We start from the raw sequence: 19,714 nt of genomic DNA, 5'->3' as shown, positions 1-19,714 counted from the left end.
CTCGGGACGGGGGCGCGGCTCACTCGGCCGGCGCGATCTCCGACAGCGGGGCCTGCGGGCGGGCCTCCGACACCTCCACGGGGGCGACGGCGTCGCTCGCGTAGTAGAAGACCGGCGCGAACACGACGGGCGCGAACCACGCCTCCTCGACGAGGGTCGTCGTGATGTCCTCGTAGAGGGCCGTCGCCTCGTCCTCGGGCGAGACGATCGCCTCCGCGTAGGCCGTCTCGATGGCGTCGTCTCGGGAACCGAGCGGGTTGAAGATCGCGCCGGGGCCGAACAGCCCGTCGTACTCCATCGGCAGCGGCTGGGATCCATAGCCGATGCCCGCGGCCGGATACTCGCCGCTCGTCATCAGCTCGAAGTACTCGGGGCCCGGGCGCGACTCGAGCTGCACGTCGATGCCCACCTGCGCGAGCTGCTCGACGTACACCTGGGCGAGCGTTGCGGCGGTGTCGGATGTGCTCGCGACGACGGGCAGCTCGAAGCCATCGGCGTATCCGGCCTCCTCGAGCAGTTCGCGGGCGCGGTCGGGGTCGTATGCGTAGCGGCCTTCGAGGCCCTCGACGTAGCCGGGCTCGCTCGGCACCATCACCTGCTCGGTCGGGAAGCCGTACTCGCCGAGCAGCGACGTCGCGATCCCCTCGCGGTCGAGCGCGAAGTTGATCGCCTGGCGCACGCGCACGTCCTCGAGGGGCGAGCCGAGCTCGCCATCGCGGTCGAGCAGGCTCAGGCCGTACGCGATCGTCGGGGCGTAGAGCACGTCCACGCCCGCATCGGCCGCCGTCTGCGCCGTCGCGAGGTCGCCGACCGCGTAGTCGATCTCGCCCGTCCGCAGGGCATTGAGGCGCTGCTCGGGATTCTCCATCACCTGGATGACGATCTCGTCCCAGTGCTGGCGCTCCGGATCCCAGTAGTCGTCCCGCGCCTCGTAGACATAGCGCGAGCCGGCGACGGTCTGCGACGCGTCGAGCGCATACGGGCCGGCGCCGACGGTCTGCGTCGCGAGCGATGCGGGATCCTCCGCGAGCGCGTCGGGCGAGACCATCATCCCCGCGACCCACGTCTGGGTGAACGACTGGGCGGCGAGGGGATGCGGCGTCTCCCACGTGATCCGCACCGTGAGGTCGTCGACCTTCTCATAGGACCCGCCGTTGACGAGCGTCGCGACGTTGCTCTTGCCCTCGTCGAGGTGCTCGAGGTTCGCGATGACGGCGTCCGCGTCGAGCGCGGCGCCGTCCGAGAACGTCACGTCCTCGCGCAGCGTCAGCTCGAAGACGCGGTTCTCGTCATCGGTGAAGCCCCACGCGGTCGCGAGCCCGGGCTCGAGGGATCCGTCGGGGGCGACGCGGATCAGCGCGTCATAGGACGGCTGTGCGAACGGGCTCGTGGACTGCTCCATGTTCGCGGGATCGAGGCTCGACGGCGGCGCGGCGAGGCCGACGGTGAGCGTGGCGCCGGCGGATGAGCCCGCGTCCGCCTCGGATGAGGCGCAGCCGGCGGCGAGACCGATGACGGCCACGGTGGCGGCGAGCGCAGCGACCCTGCGCGTGCGGAGAACGGACATGAGACCTCCTCGTCTGACCGGCGGCGACGAGGCCGTCGGGTCCTGGATGACTGGGAGTCAAACAGCCGCGCGTTGCCGTGCAAATCACTTTATGTGAAATGTTTTGCACGGCCGGATCCACGGGAGCGCGTGATGATGGAGGGGGGCAGAGCGCCCTTCCCTTCGGTGACGTGGACTTCGTCACCTCCGACACGCACTTCGGGCACGCCCGCATCATCGAGCTCGCCGAGCGCCCGTTCGCCGATGCGCGCGAGATGGACGACGAGCTCGTGCACCGCTGGAACGACGTCGTCGGGCCGGACGATGTCGTCCTGCACCTCGGGGATGTCGCCCTCGGGCCCGTCGAGACGTCGCTGGAGGTGTCCGGGCGGCTCAACGGCCGCCGCCTCCTCGTGCCGGGCAACCACGACCGCGTCTCGCCCGCAACGCAGACGAAGACCGCGATCGCGCGCTTCCGGCCGCTGTACGAGGCCGCGGGGTGGGAGATCCTGCCCGAGATCGTCCGCGGCACGCGGCGGGGTCGTGCGCTCATCGCGAGCCACTACCCGTATCGCGGCGACTCGACCCAGGTCGAACGGCACGGCTCGCACCGCCCGGTCGACGTCGACGGAACCCCGCTGATCCACGGGCACACCCACGCGCGGGATCGCGGGTCCGATGGCGTGCAGTTCCACGTCGGCGTCGACGCCCACGACTACGCGCCGGTGCCGTTCGCGGCGATCGACGAGTGGATGGCGGGGGTCGCGGATCCGCCCCGTGCACAACGACGCCAATTCTGACCGTGGCTCGCCGAATGCCCGGCGTGTCGGCGTCGCGGTGACAGAACTGGCGTCGTTGTGTCGCGCGATCGGTCACGCCACGCGCCGCATCCAGCCCTCGACGGCCGCGCGGAACCCTTCGGGATCCGTGTTGGGCTCCCAGCCGTGTCGGCAGGCCGCGACCTCGTGCACGGTGACGAGGTCGGGGTTCGCGGCGGCGAAACGCTCGACGAGCGCGAACGGCGCGTTCGTGTCGCCGCGGGATCCGATCACGAGGGCCGGGTGGCCCAGACGGCCCGCCGGCGTGACCCAGTCGAGGGCGTCGAGGTCGACGGGAGCGGGCATTCCGGCGAGCCGCGCAGCGTGTGACTGCACGAGCGCCTCGACGGCCCGCGTGATCCATGCCGCCAGGTGCATACGGGCCGCGCCGGCGCGCATGATGTGGCGCCAGGACAGCGCGGGAGCGACGAGGACGAGCCCGGAGATGTGATCGCGGACGGCCGGTCGCTCCGCCGCGAGGAGGCATGCGCTCGCACCCATCGACCAGCCCACGAGCACGATCCGACGTGCACCGCGGCTCACCGCGTACTCGACGGCGGCCTCGACGTCGTCGGCCTCGACATAGCCCATCCCTGCCTGGCGTCCAGCGGGCGGACCGTCGGGCGCGCCGCGGTAGGCGATCACGAGCGAGCGGAACCCCGCGTTCGCCGCCGGAGGCACGCCCCACAGAGCGTTGCGTCGGCTCGAGCGCACGCCGTGCACGTGGATCGCCCAGGCCTCGCCCTCCAGCACGACGCAGTCAGAATCCGAGGTGAGACCAGGGGAGACGGGTTTCTGCGGTGCCCGGCCCGCCGATCGACTGCGTTGTGCTGCCGGCGCGAACTCCCAGGCGGGGATCGGGGCGGCGGATGGGATGACGACGTCCTTCGCCCCGGCGATCGGCGCCGGATCCGGAGACCAGGTGACGGCTCCGGCGGTGACCGCGCCCGAGGTGGTGAGGATCGGCCGGGTGACGGTGGCGGCGCCACCTGTCGAGTCGGCGCTGGTGTCGTCGTCCACGGGATCCCCGACACGGGCGCTGCCGCCGGGCAATGCGATCTCGAACTCGCCGGGCGCGGCGGTGAAGTCGCTGCGCACGAACGTGATGTCGCCTGGGCCGCGGCGGATCACGCGCGCGATGCGCCGGCGCGGGCGCCAGGCGACGAGCCGCCGTACGAACACGTGTGCGAGTCCCCACACTCCGGCGACGAGCAGGGCGAGGATCACGATCGCGGGCATCACGCGGATCCTCTCACAGCGCAGCACGACGCAGTCAGAACGACGCCGGGCGACCGTAGAACCGCTGAATCGGGACATCGGCGCGCAGATCGACTGCATTGTGTCGGCGGTACGGCGACGGCCTGCACCTACACGACGACGCCGATCGTCGTGGTGGGGTCTCGGATGCCCGGCCCTACGGCCGGGCGGCCTCGATCTCGGCACGCACCTTCCGCCACACGGTCGCGTCGCGTGCGACGATGCGGATGTCGCCGGCCCGGGTCTCGGCGGATCCGAGCGTGTCGACGGCCGCGGCGATCGCGTCGTCGAGCGGCCAGCCGTACGCGCCCGCGCTGATGAGCGGGAACGCCACCGAATGCGCGCCGAGCTCGTCGGCGACCTCGAGCGACCGGCGATAGCAGCTCGTCAGCAGGCCGCGATCCGTCTGGCCCGCATGCCGATTCGGACCCACGGTGTGGATCACCCAGCGCGCCCGCATCTCCCCCGCGGTCGTCCAGCCGGCGTCGCCCGCAGGGAGCCCGTCGGGGAATCGCTCGACGCACTCGGTGAGGATCGCCGGTCCGCCCGCGCGATGGATCGCACCATCGACGCCCCCGCCGCCCCGCATCTCCGGACTCGCCGCGTTCACGACCGCGTCGGCGCGCTGGGAAGCGATGTCGCCGAGGACCGCCGTGATCGTCGTCATGCGTACAGTGTCGCGCCGTCGCGCGAGGATATCGACGGGGTCGGCCGGATGTGTTGGGCGGCGCGGGAGATCGGTGCGTATGGTCGGAGGGCCCCGTGCACAACGACGCCGATTCTGGCCGCAGCCACCCGGAAACTCGGCGTGTCGGCCGAGTCCGCCCAGAACCGGCGTCGTCGTGCAGGCCGACCCGGCAGCGCGATCGGCGCGCACTCGCCTCATGCAGCGCGCAGGACGCGCCGCATGATGAGCCGCTCGGCGAACGTCCACGCGGTCGTCGTCAGCAGATAGATCCCCGCGGCGAACGGGACGAACACCGTGACGACGGCCGTCATGAACGGCAGGAAGCTCAGGGCGCGCGCGAGCCCGGATCCGCCCGCATCGCCGGCTCCGGACGACGTGAGCAGGCGGCGCGAGCCCTGCGCGACGAGCGCCACCGGCACGATGATGGCGGCGAACACGGCGGCCGACGCCCCGGTGACGTCGCTCGCGACGATCTGCGCGACCAGGGTCGCATCGAGCGGAACGCTCGCGACAGCATGCGCGAGCAGTTCGTTGTGTGCGCCGCCGACGCTCGGCAGGACGAACAGCCCGTACACGGCCATCAGCACCGGTGTCTGGGCGAGAACGGGAAGGCAGCCGGCGAACGGCGAGGCCTTCTCGCGTGCGTACAGCTCCATGGTCTTGCGCTGCAGCAGCTCGGGGCTCTTCCGGTATCGACGCTGCAGTTCGGCGAGCTGCGGCGCGAGCCGTTCGCGCGCGGCGCCTGCCTTCGCCTGCGACCAGCCGACGGGGATGAGCAGGATCCGTACGACGATCGTCAGGAGCACGATCGCGATGGCGGCGCTCTCGGCGCCGGCGAGGGGTTCGAGCAGGCCGCTCATCCACGTCACGACGTCGTAGGCGGCGCCGACGAGGATGTCGACGGGGAAGATCTCGTAGATGTTCATCGCCGCGCCTCCGGGCGGGCGGCGCGGGCGGGGGTGGGGAAGTGCATGCGGTTCTCGTCTCGTTCGGAGGGATCGATCGGCTGATCGCCTCGCGAGAACGACGAGTGGGCGCACGGGGATGCGTGAGCGCCGCCCGGTCAGGGGCGGCGGTTCGGGCGCGCGTCGTTCAGGCGGAGGCGCGAACGAGGCGCGACGGCGCGCGGACGCGCACGGTGCCGGGGGTGCCGGGTGCACCGGCGATGCGGAACGCGCGGATCGTGCGGAGGCGCGCGCGAGCGGGCGGTGCGTTCGGCGCGACGGTGAGGATCCGCGTGAGAGTCTCGAGGATCCGCGGCGCGACGAGCGACAGCACGAGCGCGCCGAGCGCGACGAGGACGAGAGCCTGCAGCGCGCCCGACGAGGAGGGGCCGAGGGTGACGGCGTAGGGCAGAAGGATGTACAGGAACGTCATCCCGAGCGACAGCATCACGCGGCTCACCCCTTCTTGCTCTCGTCGCTCCAGACTACGCGGATAGGGTGAGGGGCGACGAAGGGAAGCCGCGGTGATCACTCGGTTCGAGGAACTCGACTGGCAGGCCACCCCGATCGGCGAACTCACGCTGCGTCGGCGCACGGAGCCCGCGGTGGGGCGGGAGATCTACGAGGTCAAGCTCGGCGACGAATACCTCATGTCGAGCCTGTTCACCGTCGCGGAGGAGGAGCTCTCGCACCTCGGCCTCGCCGCGGTCGAGGGCGAGGATCTGACGGTGCTCGTCGGCGGCCTCGGCCTCGGCTACACCGCCGTCGCCGCCCTGCGCGACAAGCGGGTCGGTGCGCTGACGGTGATCGACCGCCTCGGCGCCGTCATCGGCTGGCACGAGCGCGAGCTCCTGCCGGTGTCGCCGGAGCTCGTCCGCGACGCGCGCACCTCGCTCGTCGAGGACGACTTCTTCGCCGTCATGCGCGCGGATCCCGTTGGCGCGCACGCCAGCTATGACGCGATCCTGCTCGACGTGGATCACTCACCGCGCCACCAGCTGGATCCGACGCATGCGCCGCTCTACACAGCCGACGGCCTGACCCGGCTCGCCCGTCACCTTGCGCTGCGAGGCGTCTTCGCGCTGTGGTCGGACGATCCGCCCGATGGCGAGTTCATGGCGACGTTCACGGCGGTGTTCGACGATGGCGCGGCCCACGTGGTCGACTTCGACAACCCCGTCACGGGCGGCGTCTCGTCGAACACGGTCTACGTCGGGCGCCGGCGCGGCTGAGGGCGGTGCCTTCCCGAGTGCGGTTCCGCCCGTGGTCGCGCGGGAAAGGGCGCGTCGGCACTCGGGAACCGCAGTACGGGAGCGCGCTACGCGAGCTGTGGATCCGCCCCTCACCGCGCCCGGACGAGCAGGTCGCCGACCTCGCAGTCGAGGGCGTCGCAGATCGCGACGAGCGTCGAGAAGCGGATCGCCTTGGCCCGGTCGTTCTTCAGCACGGAGAGGTTGACGATGCTCACGCCGACCTTGTCCGCGAGCGCCGTCAGCGTCATGCCCCGCTCGCCGAGCAGCTCGTCGAGGCGGCAGTGGATCCCCGACAGGTCCTCGGCGGCAGGAGTCACACGAGCCCCTCGGTGTCGCGCTGGAGGATCGCGGCGTGGCGCCAGAGGATCCCTACGAGGACGAGGGCGGCGGCGATCACCAGGAACGGCCAGTCGACATCCTGGATGTCGAATGCAGGCGAGGTGACCCACGGATCCGCGTCCGGCGACGGCACCTGCGTCCCGTCGGTCGGCATGCCGAGATCGCGGATCGCGGTCGCCGCCGCGATCGTGCGCAGCCACGGCACCGCGATCGCCTGCGCCGCGCAGCAGACCGCGAGGGCGAACAGCAGGATCCGCGCCGCGCCCGCGAACGGCCGACTCGTCATGAGGCGGCGCGCCAGCGCGATCGTGCCGCCCGCACCGACGATGACCGTGAGGTAGGGGATCGCCATCGCGATCGCCGTGAGCACCCGCGGTGCCACGAGCGGGTCGTGTGACTCGATGACGATCGTGCTGAAGAACTGCGCCGTCTGGCTGGTCGCGGCCACCTGCGGCCAGTCCGGCGGCACGTAGCCCGCCTCGAATCCGAAGGCGCGGCTGAAGACGTTGTCGATGGCCCAGGCTCCGAAGAACACGCCCCCGGCGAGGATCACCCCCGCCGCCGCGATGACGGCGACCAGCACCGTGTTCCGTGCGGTCGCGCTGTTCATACCAGCCCCTCCGTGTCGCGCTGGAGGCGGAGGTTCTCTGACGCGAGGCGTGCGCCACGGGCGAACACCTTCGCGAGACAGACGAGCGCGAGCCCAGCGAGGACCGGCCAGAACGGCACGGAGAGCGCGAAGCGCAGGGTGCTGGTTGCGGTGTCGAGCGCTTCTCCAGCGGCGATCGTCGAGCCGATCTGCGTCATCAGCGGCGAGAGGGTTCCAAAGACGACGATCGCGAGGGCGCTCGCCGCGATCCATCGCGTTGCGTGTCCGTCGAAGGGCCTCCCGGCGAGCGCGCGATTCGCGAGAGCGAGCAGTGCGGCGGCCGGCACCGCGGATCCAATCAGCTTGAGGATCAGGCCGCAGAACAGCGCAGCTCGCGCGCCCGGCGACGGACTCTCGACCTCGAACCAGCCGTCGGTCGCATGCACGGCGCATCCGGCCGCAGGATCATGCGCTGTCGCGCAGAGGTCCGCGCTGGCGACGAGCTCGGGTAGGGGAGCCTCGACGGCGATCGTCGACGCGAGGAACGTGTTGTAGACGGCGAAGCCGACGCCGACAACGCAGAGGAACAGCCATGCCGTCGCGAGCCCTCGCGTTGCGCGGAGCGCGATGTCGCCCGTTCCCGATCGTCGAGCGATAAGCACGACGACAGTGCAGGCGGCCGCGACGATGACGACCAGCAGCGCGAGCCAGCCGAGCGCCTCACTGAGCGTCTGTCCAGTTACGCTCATACCAGCCCCTCCGTGTCGCGCTGGAGGCGCTCGCCGACCCGGAACGCAGTGGCGAGGGCGCCGAGGACGAAGACGCCGAGCAGCGGGGTGAAGTTCACCTGCGCGAGCACGTTGTCGTAGTCACCGTCGCTGATCGAGGCGAAGGCCCCGTTGATCGCGAGCGTCTGCAGGATCATCGACAGTGCCCAGCCGATGCCGACCGTGAGCGCCGCGATCGTGAGGGCGCGCGTGTTCGTGCCCGTGAAGATCCGGCGGCGCGCGATGTTGAGGCACAGCACGCTGACGCACGCGAGCACGGCCAGCGTCGCGACCATCGTGACGACGACGGCGGCGATCAGAGACGCGGCGGAGATCGCGGGGATCCCCGGTGCCGTGATGTATGCGCTCTCGACCGCGACCTCGCGCAGCTCGCCGTTCGGCCCGATCGGCACCTGTGCGGCCTCGCCCGTGAACGGCGCGAGCATCGTCCACGGGTCGCCCGCGACGAAGCGCACGATCTCCGCGACGCCGACGGCGATGGTGGCGCAGCCGAACATCACCGCGATCGCGACCGTGCCGATGGCGTTCCAACGATCGTCCCTCGTGAGCACCGCATCTGCAGCTTCCTGTGTCGGTTCCATGACCCCTCCCCAGCGATCGGGTTCCGCGTATATCGAAAAACGATAACAACGAAAAACGATAAGTCAAGGGGGGTGGCGCGAGGTCTCCCCCAACACGATGCAGTCGATTTCGGCCGGACGTGCCCGAAACCGGTCCCACCGACCCGATCCGGCTCAGATCGACTGCATCGTGTTGGGGGAGGGGGCAGCGGGATCACCGCCGATAGGCGATCGGATCCTCCACATAAGGCGCCCAGGCGTCGCGGACGTGGGTGGGGAGGCGCGTCGGGCGGCCCGTCGCCGTGTCGACGAGCACGACCACGGTCGTCGCCCGCGCGTAGAGGGATCCGCCGTCGCCGAAGACCTCGTAGCAGATCTCGGCGCTCGATCCGCCGAGCTTCCCGATCCACAGCTGCACGTCGAGCGGCTCCCGCGCATACGGTATGGGCGTGAGGTACTCGACCTCCTGGCGCGCGATGAGCGTCGCGAGCTGACCGCCCGTCGAGACGGTGTCGGAGTCGAACACCGCGACGGGGGTGTCACCCGATCCATCGCGCCAGAACGCGCGGATCCGCGCCTCCTCCAGCAGCTTCAGGAGCGAGACGTTGTTGACGTGGCCGAGGGCGTCCTGGTCGCCCCAGCGGCGATGGACGGGAACGTGTACGCGCATCTGCCCATGCTCGCACCGGATATGCCCACGGCGAACACGGCGACGGGGGTCGATCCACGTGGCTACCGTGGAACCACGACGCGTTCCAGCGTGTCGTCGATCGGCCCCAGCGCCCGGAGGAGTGTCATGTTCGAGAGGTTCACGGATCGTGCCCGTCGTGTGGTTGTGCTCGCCCAAGAAGAGGCGAAGATGCTCAACCACAACTACATCGGCACCGAGCACATCCTGCTCGGGCTGATCCACGAGGGCGAGGGCGTCGCCGCGAAGGCGCTCGAGTCGCTCGACATCTCGCTCGACGCCGTGCGCGAGCAGGTGCAGGACATCATCGGCCAGGGGCAGCAGCAGCCCACGGGCCACATCCCCTTCACGCCGCGCGCGAAGAAGGTGCTCGAGCTGTCGCTGCGCGAGGCGCTGCAGCTCGGCCACAACTACATCGGCACCGAGCACATCCTGCTCGGCCTGATCCGGGAGGGCGAGGGCGTCGCCGCGCAGGTGCTCGTCAAGCTCGGCGCCGACCTCAACAAGGTGCGCCAGCAGGTCATCCAGCTGCTCAGCGGCTACCAGGGCAAGGAGCCCGTCGGCGTCGCGACGACCGGCCAGGAGCAGCAGGACACGAGCGGCAAGGGCGGATCCCAGGTCCTCGATCAGTTCGGCCGCAACCTCACGCAGGCTGCGCGCGACAGCCACCTCGACCCGGTCATCGGGCGCGAGAAGGAGATCGAGCGCGTCATGCAGATCCTGTCGCGCCGCTCCAAGAACAACCCCGTCCTCATCGGCGAGCCCGGCGTCGGCAAGACCGCCGTCGTCGAGGGCCTCGCGCAGGCGATCGTCAAGGGCGATGTGCCCGAGACGCTCAAGGACAAGCAGGTCTACTCGCTCGACCTCGGGTCGCTCATCGCCGGATCCCGCTACCGCGGCGACTTCGAGGAGCGCCTCAAGAAGGTGACGAAGGAGATCCGCACGCGCGGCGACATCATCGTCTTCATCGACGAGATCCACACGCTCGTCGGCGCCGGCGCGGCCGAGGGCGCGATCGACGCGGCCTCGATCCTGAAGCCGCTGCTCGCTCGCGGAGAGCTGCAGACGATCGGCGCGACGACGCTCGACGAGTACCGCAAGCACTTCGAGAAGGACGCGGCCCTCGAGCGCCGCTTCCAGCCGATCCAGGTCAACGAGCCGTCGCTGCCGCACGCGATCAACATTCTCAAGGGGCTGCGCGACCACTACGAGGCCTTCCACAAGGTGCAGATCACCGACGGCGCCATCGTCGCCGCGGCGAACCTCGCCGACCGCTACATCCAGGATCGCTTCCTGCCGGACAAGGCCATCGACCTGATCGACGAGGCCGGCGCCCGCCTGCGCCTGTCGATCCTCTCGAGCCCGCCCGAGCTGCGCGAGTTCGACGAGAAGATTGCCAAGGTGCGCGAGCAGAAGGAGACGGCCTCCGAGGAGCAGGACTTCGAGAAGGCCGCCGCCCTCCGCGACGAGGAGAAGCAGCTGCTCGGCGAGCGCCTGCGCCTCGAGAAGCAGTGGCGCGCCGGCGAGGTCGAGTCGAAGGAGGTCGTCGACGAGGGCCTCATCGCCGAGGTGCTGGCGCAGGCCACGGGGATCCCCGTGTTCAAGCTCACCGAGGAGGAGACGAGCCGCCTCGTCTTCATGGAGAAGGCGCTGCACCAGCGCGTCATCGGCCAGGAGGAGGCCATCTCGGCCCTCTCGAAGACGATCCGCCGCCAGCGCGCGGGCCTCAAGGATCCGAAGCGTCCGTCGGGATCGTTCATCTTCGCCGGCCCCACGGGCGTCGGCAAGACCGAACTCGCGAAGGCGCTCGCCGAGTTCCTCTTCGACGACGAGGACGCCCTGATCTCGCTCGACATGTCGGAGTTCGGCGAGAAGCACACCGTCTCGCGCCTCTTCGGCGCCCCTCCCGGATTCGTCGGCTTCGAAGAGGGCGGCCAGCTCACCGAGAAGGTGCGTCGCAAGCCGTTCTCGGTCGTGCTGTTCGATGAGATCGAGAAGGCGCATCCCGACATCTTCAACTCGCTGCTTCAGATCCTCGAGGAGGGTCGCCTGACCGACGGTCAGGGCCGCATCGTCGACTTCAAGAACACCGTGATCATCATGACGACGAACCTCGGCTCGTCGGCGATCGCCGGTGGCCCCGTCGGCTTCCAGGTCGAGGGCAACGAGAAGACGACGTACGAGCGGATGAAGGGCAAGGTCGACGAGGAGCTCAAGCGCCACTTCAAGCCCGAGTTCCTCAACCGCGTCGACGATGTCATCGTCTTCCCGCAGCTGAACAAGGCCGAGCTGCTGCAGATCGTCGACCTGTTCACGAAGCGCCTCGGTGAGCGCCTGCTCGACCGTGACATGTCGATCGAGCTGAGCCCCGCGGCCAAGGAGCGCCTCATCGAGATCGGGTTCGACCCGTCGCTCGGTGCCCGCCCCCTGCGCCGCGCCATGCAGCGCGAGATCGAGGATCGCCTCAGCGAGTCGATGCTCTCGGGCCAGCTCGAGTCCGGTCACCACATCAAGGTCGACATGGTCGACGGCGAGTTCACGTTCCACAACGAGCCGCGCGGCGAGCGGCTGTCGGTGGGCGTGAACACGGGCGGCGACAGCATCCCCGCGACGCCCGAGGTCACCGCCTTCGGCGAGTAGTCCATGCGATCAGAAGCCCCGCTGTCCTGACGGACGGCGGGGCTTCTGCGTGCACGGCTTCCTGCACAACGAATCGGATCTGAGACGATCGGCCCCCTCGCGACACTGTGCAGGGTGAGAGACGATTGCACCCGAGGACGGGCGGACCGATGATCGACCAAGACAGCACCGACGCCGAGCTGGTGGCGGCAGCCGCGGCGGGCAGCGAGACCGCCTTCCGTGTGCTCTTCCGCGCCTATGTGCGCCCCGTGTACTGGATCGCGCACGGCCTGCTCGGCGACCGCGGCGACGCCGAGGACGTCGCGCAGGAGACGTTCGCGACCGCGTGGCGCAAGCTGCGCGGCTTCGAGCTCGCCGGCACATCGGCGCTCCCGTGGCTCGCGACGATCTGCCGGAACGTCGCAGCGAACCGGATCCGAGTGCGGCGCCGCGAGCGCGAGCACACCGCCGGAACGGTCGACGAGCGCCAGCCCGACACGGTCGACGTCGAGCAGCAGGTGATCGACGCCGAGCTCGCCGACCGCATCGCCCGCGAAGTCGCCCGCATGAGTGAGACGGACCGGCGCATCTTCGCGCTCTGCGTCGCACAGGGATACGCCTATGCGGCGGCCGCCGACGAACTCGGCGTCGCCCACGGGGCCGTCCGCAATCGCCTCTCCCGAATACGAACGCGGCTGCGTTCCGTCGTCAGGGAGGAAGCGCGATGAACACCACAGACCAGGATCTGCCGGAGCTGTCGGACGACGCCATGCGGCGCATCGAGGCAGGCGTGTTCTCCGAGATCACACGCGAGAAGGTCGCGGATCACGAGCGGTCGAGGAAGCGCCGCCGCTGGGTCGGCGGCGGCCTCACGGCGGCGGCCGTCATCGCCGCGGCCGTCGTGATCACGCCGCTCGCGATGGATCAGTTGAGGAACGGGGGGATGGGCGACGCGAGCGACGCGGGAGGTGCCGCATCGGCGCCCGAGATGTCCGATGGCGCCGAGTCGGCCGGCGACGACGCGCTCGTGTCCGATGGATCCGCGCCCGTCGCCGCCGAGGAGGCCGAGAGCGGTGAGGCAGACGTGGCGGACGACGATCGTCGCGTCATCCGCAACGGCTACGTGACGGTCGTCGTCGGCGACGTCCTCGCCGCGACCGATCAGCTCACGGCGCTCGCGACCGAACACGGCGGGTTCGTCGAGTCGCTCGGATCCTCGACGGACGATTATCGCGAGTACAGCGAGGACGAGGTCGCGGCCAGCGAGATCCGGCACGGCTGGGCGACTCTGCGGATCCCCGCCGAGGACCTCGACGGCGTGCGCAGCGCCCTCGGCGAGATCGGCGAGGTGACGAGCACCGAGATCTCCGAGAACGATGTGACCTCGCAGGCGATCGACCTCGAGGCGCGCATCGACGCGACCCGTACGTCGGTCGAACGGCTGACCGACCTCATGGAGCAGGCCGGATCCGTCGGCGAGCTCCTCGATGCCGAGGCCGCCCTCTCGGAGCGGCAGGCGCAGCTCGAGTCGTACGAGCGCGAGCTCGACCATCTCGACGACCAGGTCGCGATGTCGACTCTGCACGTCGAGCTGACGCGCGATCGAGAGGTCGCGTCGACGGATCCGGCGGGCTTCGGCGACGGGCTGCTGACCGGCTGGAACGGGCTCATCGGCTTCGCCAATGCCCTCGTCATCGCTGTCGGATTCCTGCTGCCGTGGCTCGGCGTGCTGCTCGTCGCGGGTGTCGTCGTCTGGCTGATCGTGCGGGTCGCCCGCCGCAAGGCGTGACCGCACCAACACAACGCAGTCGATCCAGGGCGAGGGCCGGTGGGAGACCGGTACCTGCCCGCTCGCCCGCCGAATCGACTGCGTTGTGTTGTGCGGCGCGGCCCGCCGACCCCGCGCGCCTCCGAGGCGCTCACCAGGCGCGCGGAGTAGCCTGACCGCGATGTCCGACTTCTCCGTGCGCCCCGCCCGCGCCGCCGACATGGCGGCGGTGCACGAGATGCTCCAGCCGTATGTGATGCGCCGCATCCTCCTCGGCAAGGACCTCGTCGTGCTCTACGAGGCGACGCAGGAGTTCGTCGTCGCGGTCGACGCCGCCGACCGGGTCATCGGCTGCGGCGCCCTGCACGTCATGTGGGAGCACCTCGGCGAGGTGCGCACCCTGCTCGTCGCCGACGAGTGGCTGCACCGCGGCGTCGGCCGCGCGATCGTGGACGCGCTCGAGGCCAACGCGCGCGAGCTCGGCATCACCCGCCTCTTCTGCCTCACGTTCGAGACGGCGTTCTTCGAGCGCCGCGGATTCACCGAGATCGGCGAGCAGGTCGTCTCGCCCGACGTCTACTCGCAGCTCGTGCGCAGCCCCGACGAGGGCATCGCCGAGTTCCTCGACCTCGCCCACGTGAAGCCGAACACTCTCGGCAACACCCGCATGCTCAAGCAGCTCGCCTGACGGCGGGCGAATAGTCTGACGTCGTGGGAGCGAAGCGGAGGCCGTCGAAGGCCGTGTATCGGCGCCGGCGACTCGTCGTCACGCTGTTGACGCTGATCCTGCTCGCCGCCGCCGTCACGGGCATCGTCTTCGGGATCCGGTGGCTGATGCAGGAGCAGCCGTGGCAGAACCTGCCGTTCCTCAGCGACGACCCTGTCGCGGAGGAGTCGGCGGACCCGATCCCGACCCTTCTGCCGACCGATGGGCCGAACGATCCGGACGGGCCGACGCCGACCCCCACCGAGCAGGAGCCGGAGGCGTGCGCGAACGGCGCCCTCGAGGTCGTCGCCCTCACCGACAAGGGCGAGTACCAGCCCGACGAGCAGCCGCAGCTGACGATGCGACTGACGAACGTCGGCGGCGTCGACTGCATCGTGAACGTCGGCACGGCGCAGCAGCGGTTCGTCGTGTCGAGCGGCGCCGACGACTGGTGGCGGTCGGCCGACTGCCAGACGGATCCCGCGGATCAGTGGGTGACGCTCGAAGCGGGGCAGGAGGTGACGTCGTCGGAGCCGGTGACGTGGAACCGCACCCGCTCATACGACGACACGTGCGACGCCGACAACCGCCCCGGCGCCGTCGGCGGCGGCGCGACCTACACCCTCACGGTGCAGCTCGGCGAGGTCGTCTCCGAGCCCCGCTCGTTCATCCTGTACTGACGGCCGATAGCCTGGCGGGTATGTCCCGCGTCCTCGTCACGGGCGCCGCGCGCGCCGACAGCATCGCGGCGGGGGTCGTGCCCCGCCTCGTCGCCGATGGATGGGAGGTCGTCACGAGCGATCTCGACGCCGGCGACGTCCCGTGCGACCTGTCGACCCCGTCGGGCCCGGATGAGCTCATCGAGCGGGTCTCCGCGACGCACGGCACGATCGACGCGCTCGTCCTGAGCCACGCGCACGACGTCGAATCCGGGATCCTCGACACGACGGCGGACAGCTTCGACCGGCACGTCGCGGTGAACGCGCGCGCCTCCCTGCTGCTGGTCGCGGCGTTCGCACGGCAGGTTGGGGATGGCGGCGGAGCGATCGTCGCCTTCACGAGCGACCACACCACCGGCAATCTGCCGTACGGCGCGTCGAAGGGCGCGCTCGACCGCATCGTGATCTCGGCCGCGCGCGAACTGGGGCCGCGCGGGATCTCGGCGAACGTCGTGAACCCGGGGCCGATCGACACGGGCTGGATGGAGGAGGGGCTCGCCGCGACGCTCGAACCGCACCATCCCCTCGGTCGCCTGGGGACGCCCGCGGACATCGCCGGCGTCGTCTCCTTCCTGCTCTCCCCACAGGGGCGGTGGGTCTCGGGGCAGCTGCTGCACACGGACGGCGGCTTCTCCGCACGCTTCTGAGCGATCCGCGATTCGTGACCCGTTCCGTCCCGCACGTACGCTGGATCTATGGCCAAGAAGCGAGGCAAGAAGGCGGCGGATCCTGCGGAGTTCCGCTCTGAGGCGCTCGCGCAGGCGCTCGAGAAGCAGGACATGGCCGCCGTCGCGCTGGCGTTGCGCAACGGCAACACGATCGTTCCGCTCATCAAACCGGGCGCGCGCGACAACCCGCTCGATTCGGGCGAGGTGTGGACCTTCCGCGACCCGAAGACGGGCGATGTCGCGCTGCTGCTGTTCAGCGATGCGCGAAACAAGCCCGAGAACCTCCCGCCGGCTGTCGCGGCCTACTCGCCGGCGTGGCTCGAGGCGTTCCTGAAGCAGTACCGCGACACCATCACGACGGTGTTCCTCGACATCGCAGGGCCCCACCCGATGCAGGCGCCCCCGGGCGAGCTGCTGCGCGCGCTCGAGGCGTAGCGGGTCGGGCGGATCCGCGGCGAGAAGCCCGATCCGGCGCCCACGCCCGCGGGAGCGCCGATCCGTACGAGCGGATCACAAGACATCGCCGTCGACGTACACCCACCTCCCGGCGCGGCGCGCGAAGCGAGAATGCTCGCGGAGCTCGCCCGGACCTTCGCGGTCCTCGTAGCGCGCGATGAAGTCGACCGTGTCGTCGGCAGATCCCAGAATCTCGAGGCCCGTCCAGCGGATCGATGGATCCGCCGACACGTCGTCCGGCCGCGTGCGCGGATGCCAGGTACGCGCGAGATGGAACGGATCCCGCTTCGCGAAGGCCGAATAGCGCGAGCGCATGAGCTCCTCGGGCGTCGCGGCCGAGCGCTCGCCGCGGTGCAGGGGGCCGCAGCACGCGTCGTAGTCCGCCGATCCGCAGGGGCACGTCTCCATGCGTCCATTCTCTCGCGCCGGATCCGCGGAATGCGCCCGCCCGATACGCCGGGGATCCGTCGATTCCTCGGATCGGCGGGGCCGTGCGGATCCGGCGGTTCGGCGATTCTCCGGGGGATGGGCGCGGGCCCTACGCCGCCTCGCGGGCGGGGTCGCGGATCCCGAGCCACGACACGACGCCGCCCGCGGCGAGCAGCGCGGACACGACGAGGCACGCCCGGTGGAAGCCCTCGAGGTCGAGGGTGCCGCCGACGATCGTGCCGATCATGGCCACGGCGATGAGCCCCGCGACGCGCGAGATCGCGTTGTTGACGGCGCTCGCGATGCCGCTGCGCTCCGGGCCGATCGCCCCGAGGATCGTCGAGGTCAGCGGCGCGACCGTGATCGACAGTCCGAGCCCGAAGACGACCATCGACGGCAGGACCTGCCACCAGTAGTCGAAGTCGGGTGCGACGGTCAGCAGCAGGAGGGACCCGCCCGCCATCAGCAGCGGACCGACCGCCATGAACGCCCGCGCGCCCCACCGCCCCGCGAGGGCGCCGACGCGCGAGCTCAGCAGGATCATGAGGATCGTGATGGGCAGGCTCGCGAGCCCCGCGAGGGTGGCCGAGAGCCCGGCGCCCTCCTGCAGGTAGATCGCGACGACGAAGCCGTTGAGCGCGAGGGCGGCGTACACGAAGGTCGTCGCGACGTTGCCCGTCCAGAAGTTGCGCACCCGGAACAGCTCGAGGGGGAGGATCGGCGCCCGCGCCGTGCGCTGCCGCAGCAGGAACAGCGCGAACAGCACCGCGCCCCCGACGAGCGTCGTGCCGATCGCGGGGTGGCCCCAGCCGAGCCGCGGCTGCTCGATGAGGGCGAACACGAGCCCGCCGAGGCCGAGGGCGCACAGCGCCGCGCCGAGCACGTCGATCCGTGCATCGGGGTGTCGCTCAGGATCCCGGATACCCCGCACGAGCCACAGCGTGACGCCGATCGGTATGACGTTGATGAGGAACGCCAGGCGCCAGCTCGCGAGGTCGACGAGCGCGCCGCCGACGACAGGGCCGACGACCATGGCGCCCGTCGTGAACGACGTCCAGGTGCCGATCGCCTTCGCCTGCGCGGCGCCCGAGAACGTCGAGGTGATGAGCGCGAGCGAGCTCGGCACGAGGAAGGCGCCGGCCGCGCCCTGCACGAGCCGCGCGATCACGAGGAAGAGCGGATCCGGCGCCGCCGCGATCGCGAGCGACGCGATGCCGAATCCGACGAGCCCGATGCGCAGCACGAGCGCGCGGCCGAACGCGTCGCTGACGGATCCCGCGACGAGCATGAGCGCGCCGAGCGTGATGAGGTAGCCGTCGACGACCCACTGCTGCGTCGCGAGCCCGCCGCCGAGCTCGCGGTCGATCGCGGGCAGCGCGACGTTCACGACGGTGCCGTCGAGGAACGACACGAACGACGCGAGGATCGCGATCCAGAGGATCCGCGTGGGATGGGCCACGTGGTCAGCGTACGCGTGGATCCGACGCCCGCGCCGTCACGCGGGCACGATCACCGCCGTCACGATGTGGCCGCCGCCGACGGCCCAGCGTCCATCGAGCACCCGCAGCTCCGCCGGGGCGGGGCGGAGGACGTGCGCCCGGAACGTGCCGTCGGGGGAGAGGTCGATGCGGCACTCCTCGAACCCGAGCCACTCCCGGGTGAGGGGATGCCACGCCTTGTAGACGCTCTCCTTCGCGCTGAACAGCAGACGGTCGGCGTGCACATCGGGCCGCGCCGAGCGGATCCGCGCGAGCGCCTCGCGGTCGCCGTCCGCGAACACCAGCTCGGCCACGTCTCCCGGCAGGGGAGCGTGCACCTCCGCGTCGATGCCGATCGCGGCCACGAGGTCCGCCCGCGCGACGGCCGCGGCGCGGTATCCGTCGCAGTGCGTGAGGCTGCCGACGATGCCGCGCGGCCAGACGGGGGCGCGGTCGTGACCGGGCGGGATCGGCGCGGGCGGCTCGCCGAGATCGGCGAGCGCTCGCCGCGCGCAGGCCCGCGCGGCCTGGAACTCGGCGCGGCGGCGCGGGACGGCGCGGGCGATGAACGGGGCCTCCTCCGCGAGGATCCCGCTCATCTCGGCGTCGGGTCGCGATCCGGCGCCGCCGACCGTCGCAGCGCACGCGCGCCGCGCGGCCGTGCCGCCGTGCGGCGCAACGGCTTTCCTCGCGCCTCTGTCGGTCGTCTCATCGTCCCGTGTCCCGGCGAGCGGCGCGCCGACGTGCCTCGCGCCTCCGTCCCGCGTCTCTCTGTCCTGTGTCCCGGTGTGCGGCGCGCCGGTGTTCCTGGCGCCCGCGACCAGGGTCGTTCCGGCCCGCGTCCCGTCGTCGCGTGTCCCCCCGGCCCGTGCGCCGCCGCCCCGCGTCTCGCCGTTCCCCGCTCTGCGCACCGATCTCCGGTCGCCCACCGCGCCGCTCGTGTCGCTCGTGTTGACTCGCTCCGCGAGGATCCCGACCGCGTCTCCGGTCGTCCACGCGGATGCGATGCCGGGCGGAAGGATCCCGCCGATGTCCGGCGCGGTCATCGCAGCATCGCCGGGCGCGACGCACACCGCGAGGCCCAGGGCGTCAGGGGATCCCGCCCGCGCGTCGCGAGTGGTCCCGACGGCCCCACCGCTGCGTTCACCGCGCGAGCACGGCGATCCACGCGGCGACGTCCCGCTCGGCGGCGAGGTCGGCGAACTCGATGTCGATGCCGGCCGCTCGCCAGCGTTCGACGAGCTCCATGGTGCGGATCGAATCGAGTCCGAGGTCGTCGAGCCGGTCGTCGGGCGCGACCTCGGCGGCAGGTACCCCGAGGGTCTCGGCGATGTCGGCGGTGATCTGGGCGGGGTCGATCCGTGTCATGGCGGCGCTCCTCGGTCGGCGGTTGCGGCGATG

General features: G+C 70.9%; 23 protein-coding genes. 9 read left to right on the top strand and 14 right to left on the bottom strand.

Going from position 1 to position 19,714, the window contains the following annotated elements:
- Positions 1–19: 19 nt before the first annotated feature.
- The gene (locus GB932_RS02490; protein WP_156759142.1) at positions 20–1,567 is read right to left on the bottom strand and encodes an ABC transporter substrate-binding protein; all 1,548 of its coding nucleotides are present in this window, start codon (positions 1,565–1,567) and stop codon (positions 20–22) included.
- A gap of 170 nt (positions 1,568–1,737) precedes the next feature.
- Here GB932_RS02490 and GB932_RS02485 point away from each other — a divergent pair, with 170 nt between their 5' ends.
- Positions 1,738–2,346: a metallophosphoesterase family protein gene (locus GB932_RS02485; protein ID WP_197517257.1), complete on the top strand. Its 609-nt coding sequence runs from the start codon at positions 1,738–1,740 to the stop codon at positions 2,344–2,346.
- Between the two features lie 72 nt (positions 2,347–2,418).
- On the opposite strand, the gene GB932_RS02480 is transcribed toward GB932_RS02485, so the two are convergent.
- The 4 genes from GB932_RS02480 to GB932_RS02465 form a co-directional block, all read right to left on the bottom strand.
- Positions 2,419–3,603, bottom strand: a complete 1,185-nt coding sequence (locus tag GB932_RS02480; RefSeq protein WP_156759140.1) for an alpha/beta hydrolase family protein — start codon at positions 3,601–3,603, stop codon at positions 2,419–2,421.
- 175 nt (positions 3,604–3,778) lie between these two features.
- Positions 3,779–4,288 (bottom strand): macro domain-containing protein, encoded by a 510-nt coding sequence (locus GB932_RS02475; protein ID WP_156759139.1) that lies wholly within the window; start codon positions 4,286–4,288, stop codon positions 3,779–3,781.
- 215 nt (positions 4,289–4,503) lie between these two features.
- The gene (locus GB932_RS02470; protein ID WP_156759138.1) at positions 4,504–5,235 is read right to left on the bottom strand and encodes a YidC/Oxa1 family membrane protein insertase; all 732 of its coding nucleotides are present in this window, start codon (positions 5,233–5,235) and stop codon (positions 4,504–4,506) included.
- Between the two features lie 166 nt (positions 5,236–5,401).
- Positions 5,402–5,713: a hypothetical protein gene (locus GB932_RS02465; RefSeq protein WP_156759137.1), complete on the bottom strand. Its 312-nt coding sequence runs from the start codon at positions 5,711–5,713 to the stop codon at positions 5,402–5,404.
- A 64-nt stretch (positions 5,714–5,777) separates the two neighbouring features.
- On the opposite strand from GB932_RS02465, the gene GB932_RS02460 reads away from it, so the two are divergent.
- On the top strand, positions 5,778–6,485 hold the full coding sequence (locus tag GB932_RS02460) for a polyamine aminopropyltransferase (RefSeq protein ID WP_156759136.1): 708 nt from the start codon (positions 5,778–5,780) through the stop codon (positions 6,483–6,485).
- A 110-nt stretch (positions 6,486–6,595) separates the two neighbouring features.
- On the opposite strand, the gene GB932_RS02455 is transcribed toward GB932_RS02460, so the two are convergent.
- From GB932_RS02455 to GB932_RS02435, 5 genes are all read right to left on the bottom strand, one after another.
- Positions 6,596–6,823, bottom strand: coding sequence for a helix-turn-helix domain-containing protein (locus tag GB932_RS02455; RefSeq protein ID WP_156759135.1), 228 nt, complete (start codon positions 6,821–6,823; stop codon positions 6,596–6,598).
- A complete protein-coding gene (locus GB932_RS02450; RefSeq protein WP_156759134.1) occupies positions 6,820–7,455 on the bottom strand; it encodes a hypothetical protein in 636 nt (211 codons plus the stop codon). The genes GB932_RS02455 and GB932_RS02450 overlap by 4 nt, the downstream gene beginning before the upstream one ends.
- Positions 7,452–8,183: a hypothetical protein gene (locus tag GB932_RS02445; protein WP_156759133.1), complete on the bottom strand. Its 732-nt coding sequence runs from the start codon at positions 8,181–8,183 to the stop codon at positions 7,452–7,454. The genes GB932_RS02450 and GB932_RS02445 overlap by 4 nt, the downstream gene beginning before the upstream one ends.
- The gene (locus tag GB932_RS02440) at positions 8,180–8,803 is read right to left on the bottom strand and encodes a DUF2975 domain-containing protein (RefSeq protein ID WP_156759132.1); all 624 of its coding nucleotides are present in this window, start codon (positions 8,801–8,803) and stop codon (positions 8,180–8,182) included. Before GB932_RS02440 ends, GB932_RS02445 begins: the two co-directional genes overlap by 4 nt.
- Before the next feature lie 193 nt (positions 8,804–8,996).
- Positions 8,997–9,452: an acyl-CoA thioesterase gene (locus GB932_RS02435; RefSeq protein ID WP_156759131.1), complete on the bottom strand. Its 456-nt coding sequence runs from the start codon at positions 9,450–9,452 to the stop codon at positions 8,997–8,999.
- Between the two features lie 126 nt (positions 9,453–9,578).
- On the opposite strand from GB932_RS02435, the gene GB932_RS02430 reads away from it, so the two are divergent.
- The 7 genes from GB932_RS02430 (at position 9,579) to GB932_RS02400 (ending at position 16,385) form a co-directional block, all read left to right on the top strand.
- Positions 9,579–12,110 (top strand): ATP-dependent Clp protease ATP-binding subunit, encoded by a 2,532-nt coding sequence (locus GB932_RS02430; RefSeq protein WP_156759130.1) that lies wholly within the window; start codon positions 9,579–9,581, stop codon positions 12,108–12,110.
- 149 nt (positions 12,111–12,259) lie between these two features.
- Positions 12,260–12,817, top strand: a complete 558-nt coding sequence (locus GB932_RS02425) for an RNA polymerase sigma factor (RefSeq protein WP_156759129.1) — start codon at positions 12,260–12,262, stop codon at positions 12,815–12,817.
- A complete protein-coding gene (locus GB932_RS02420; RefSeq protein WP_156759128.1) occupies positions 12,814–13,878 on the top strand; it encodes a DUF4349 domain-containing protein in 1,065 nt (354 codons plus the stop codon). Before GB932_RS02425 ends, GB932_RS02420 begins: the two co-directional genes overlap by 4 nt.
- A 160-nt stretch (positions 13,879–14,038) precedes the next feature.
- Positions 14,039–14,545, top strand: a complete 507-nt coding sequence (locus GB932_RS02415; RefSeq protein WP_156759127.1) for an amino-acid N-acetyltransferase — start codon at positions 14,039–14,041, stop codon at positions 14,543–14,545.
- A 23-nt stretch (positions 14,546–14,568) separates the two neighbouring features.
- Positions 14,569–15,243: a hypothetical protein gene (locus tag GB932_RS02410; RefSeq protein ID WP_156759126.1), complete on the top strand. Its 675-nt coding sequence runs from the start codon at positions 14,569–14,571 to the stop codon at positions 15,241–15,243.
- A gap of 20 nt (positions 15,244–15,263) precedes the next feature.
- The gene (locus GB932_RS02405) at positions 15,264–15,929 is read left to right on the top strand and encodes an SDR family oxidoreductase (protein WP_156759125.1); all 666 of its coding nucleotides are present in this window, start codon (positions 15,264–15,266) and stop codon (positions 15,927–15,929) included.
- Between the two features lie 48 nt (positions 15,930–15,977).
- Positions 15,978–16,385 (top strand): dehydrogenase, encoded by a 408-nt coding sequence (locus GB932_RS02400; protein ID WP_156759124.1) that lies wholly within the window; start codon positions 15,978–15,980, stop codon positions 16,383–16,385.
- A gap of 75 nt (positions 16,386–16,460) precedes the next feature.
- Here the strand turns inward: GB932_RS02400 and GB932_RS02395 are convergent, their stop codons facing one another.
- The 4 genes from GB932_RS02395 to GB932_RS02380 form a co-directional block, all read right to left on the bottom strand.
- The gene (locus GB932_RS02395; protein ID WP_156759123.1) at positions 16,461–16,814 is read right to left on the bottom strand and encodes a YchJ family protein; all 354 of its coding nucleotides are present in this window, start codon (positions 16,812–16,814) and stop codon (positions 16,461–16,463) included.
- 130 nt (positions 16,815–16,944) lie between these two features.
- Complete coding sequence (locus GB932_RS02390; RefSeq protein WP_156759122.1) at positions 16,945–18,294, bottom strand: MFS transporter; 1,350 nt, start codon at positions 18,292–18,294, stop codon at positions 16,945–16,947.
- A gap of 36 nt (positions 18,295–18,330) precedes the next feature.
- Positions 18,331–19,359 carry a 4'-phosphopantetheinyl transferase family protein gene (locus GB932_RS19120; RefSeq protein ID WP_197517256.1) on the bottom strand — a complete coding sequence of 343 codons (1,029 nt, stop codon included), beginning with the start codon at positions 19,357–19,359 and terminating at the stop codon, positions 18,331–18,333.
- A 97-nt stretch (positions 19,360–19,456) separates the two neighbouring features.
- The gene (locus GB932_RS02380; protein WP_156759121.1) at positions 19,457–19,681 is read right to left on the bottom strand and encodes a phosphopantetheine-binding protein; all 225 of its coding nucleotides are present in this window, start codon (positions 19,679–19,681) and stop codon (positions 19,457–19,459) included.
- Positions 19,682–19,714 lie beyond the last annotated feature (33 nt).

Source organism: Microbacterium karelineae, assembly GCF_009745985.1.
Lineage (GTDB): Bacteria > Actinomycetota > Actinomycetes > Actinomycetales > Microbacteriaceae > Microbacterium > Microbacterium karelineae.
Note: the sequence above shows the minus strand (reverse complement) of the source record. Positions and strands in the feature narration are given on the sequence as shown.

Coding starts and splice junctions, on each gene's coding strand:
- GB932_RS02490 (WP_156759142.1), bottom strand. CDS start 1,567: ATGTCCGTTCTCCGCACGCGCAGGGTCGCTGCGCTCGCCGCCACCGTG.
- GB932_RS02480 (WP_156759140.1), bottom strand. CDS start 3,603: ATGCCCGCGATCGTGATCCTCGCCCTGCTCGTCGCCGGAGTGTGGGGA.
- GB932_RS02475 (WP_156759139.1), bottom strand. CDS start 4,288: ATGACGACGATCACGGCGGTCCTCGGCGACATCGCTTCCCAGCGCGCC.
- GB932_RS02470 (WP_156759138.1), bottom strand. CDS start 5,235: ATGAACATCTACGAGATCTTCCCCGTCGACATCCTCGTCGGCGCCGCC.
- GB932_RS02450 (WP_156759134.1), bottom strand. CDS start 7,455: ATGAACAGCGCGACCGCACGGAACACGGTGCTGGTCGCCGTCATCGCG.
- GB932_RS02445 (WP_156759133.1), bottom strand. CDS start 8,183: ATGAGCGTAACTGGACAGACGCTCAGTGAGGCGCTCGGCTGGCTCGCG.
- GB932_RS02440 (WP_156759132.1), bottom strand. CDS start 8,803: ATGGAACCGACACAGGAAGCTGCAGATGCGGTGCTCACGAGGGACGAT.
- GB932_RS02435 (WP_156759131.1), bottom strand. CDS start 9,452: ATGCGCGTACACGTTCCCGTCCATCGCCGCTGGGGCGACCAGGACGCC.
- GB932_RS02430 (WP_156759130.1), top strand. CDS start 9,579: ATGTTCGAGAGGTTCACGGATCGTGCCCGTCGTGTGGTTGTGCTCGCC.
- GB932_RS02425 (WP_156759129.1), top strand. CDS start 12,260: ATGATCGACCAAGACAGCACCGACGCCGAGCTGGTGGCGGCAGCCGCG.
- GB932_RS02420 (WP_156759128.1), top strand. CDS start 12,814: ATGAACACCACAGACCAGGATCTGCCGGAGCTGTCGGACGACGCCATG.
- GB932_RS02415 (WP_156759127.1), top strand. CDS start 14,039: ATGTCCGACTTCTCCGTGCGCCCCGCCCGCGCCGCCGACATGGCGGCG.
- GB932_RS02405 (WP_156759125.1), top strand. CDS start 15,264: ATGTCCCGCGTCCTCGTCACGGGCGCCGCGCGCGCCGACAGCATCGCG.
- GB932_RS02400 (WP_156759124.1), top strand. CDS start 15,978: ATGGCCAAGAAGCGAGGCAAGAAGGCGGCGGATCCTGCGGAGTTCCGC.
- GB932_RS02395 (WP_156759123.1), bottom strand. CDS start 16,814: ATGGAGACGTGCCCCTGCGGATCGGCGGACTACGACGCGTGCTGCGGC.
- GB932_RS19120 (WP_197517256.1), bottom strand. CDS start 19,359: ATGACCGCGCCGGACATCGGCGGGATCCTTCCGCCCGGCATCGCATCC.
- GB932_RS02380 (WP_156759121.1), bottom strand. CDS start 19,681: ATGACACGGATCGACCCCGCCCAGATCACCGCCGACATCGCCGAGACC.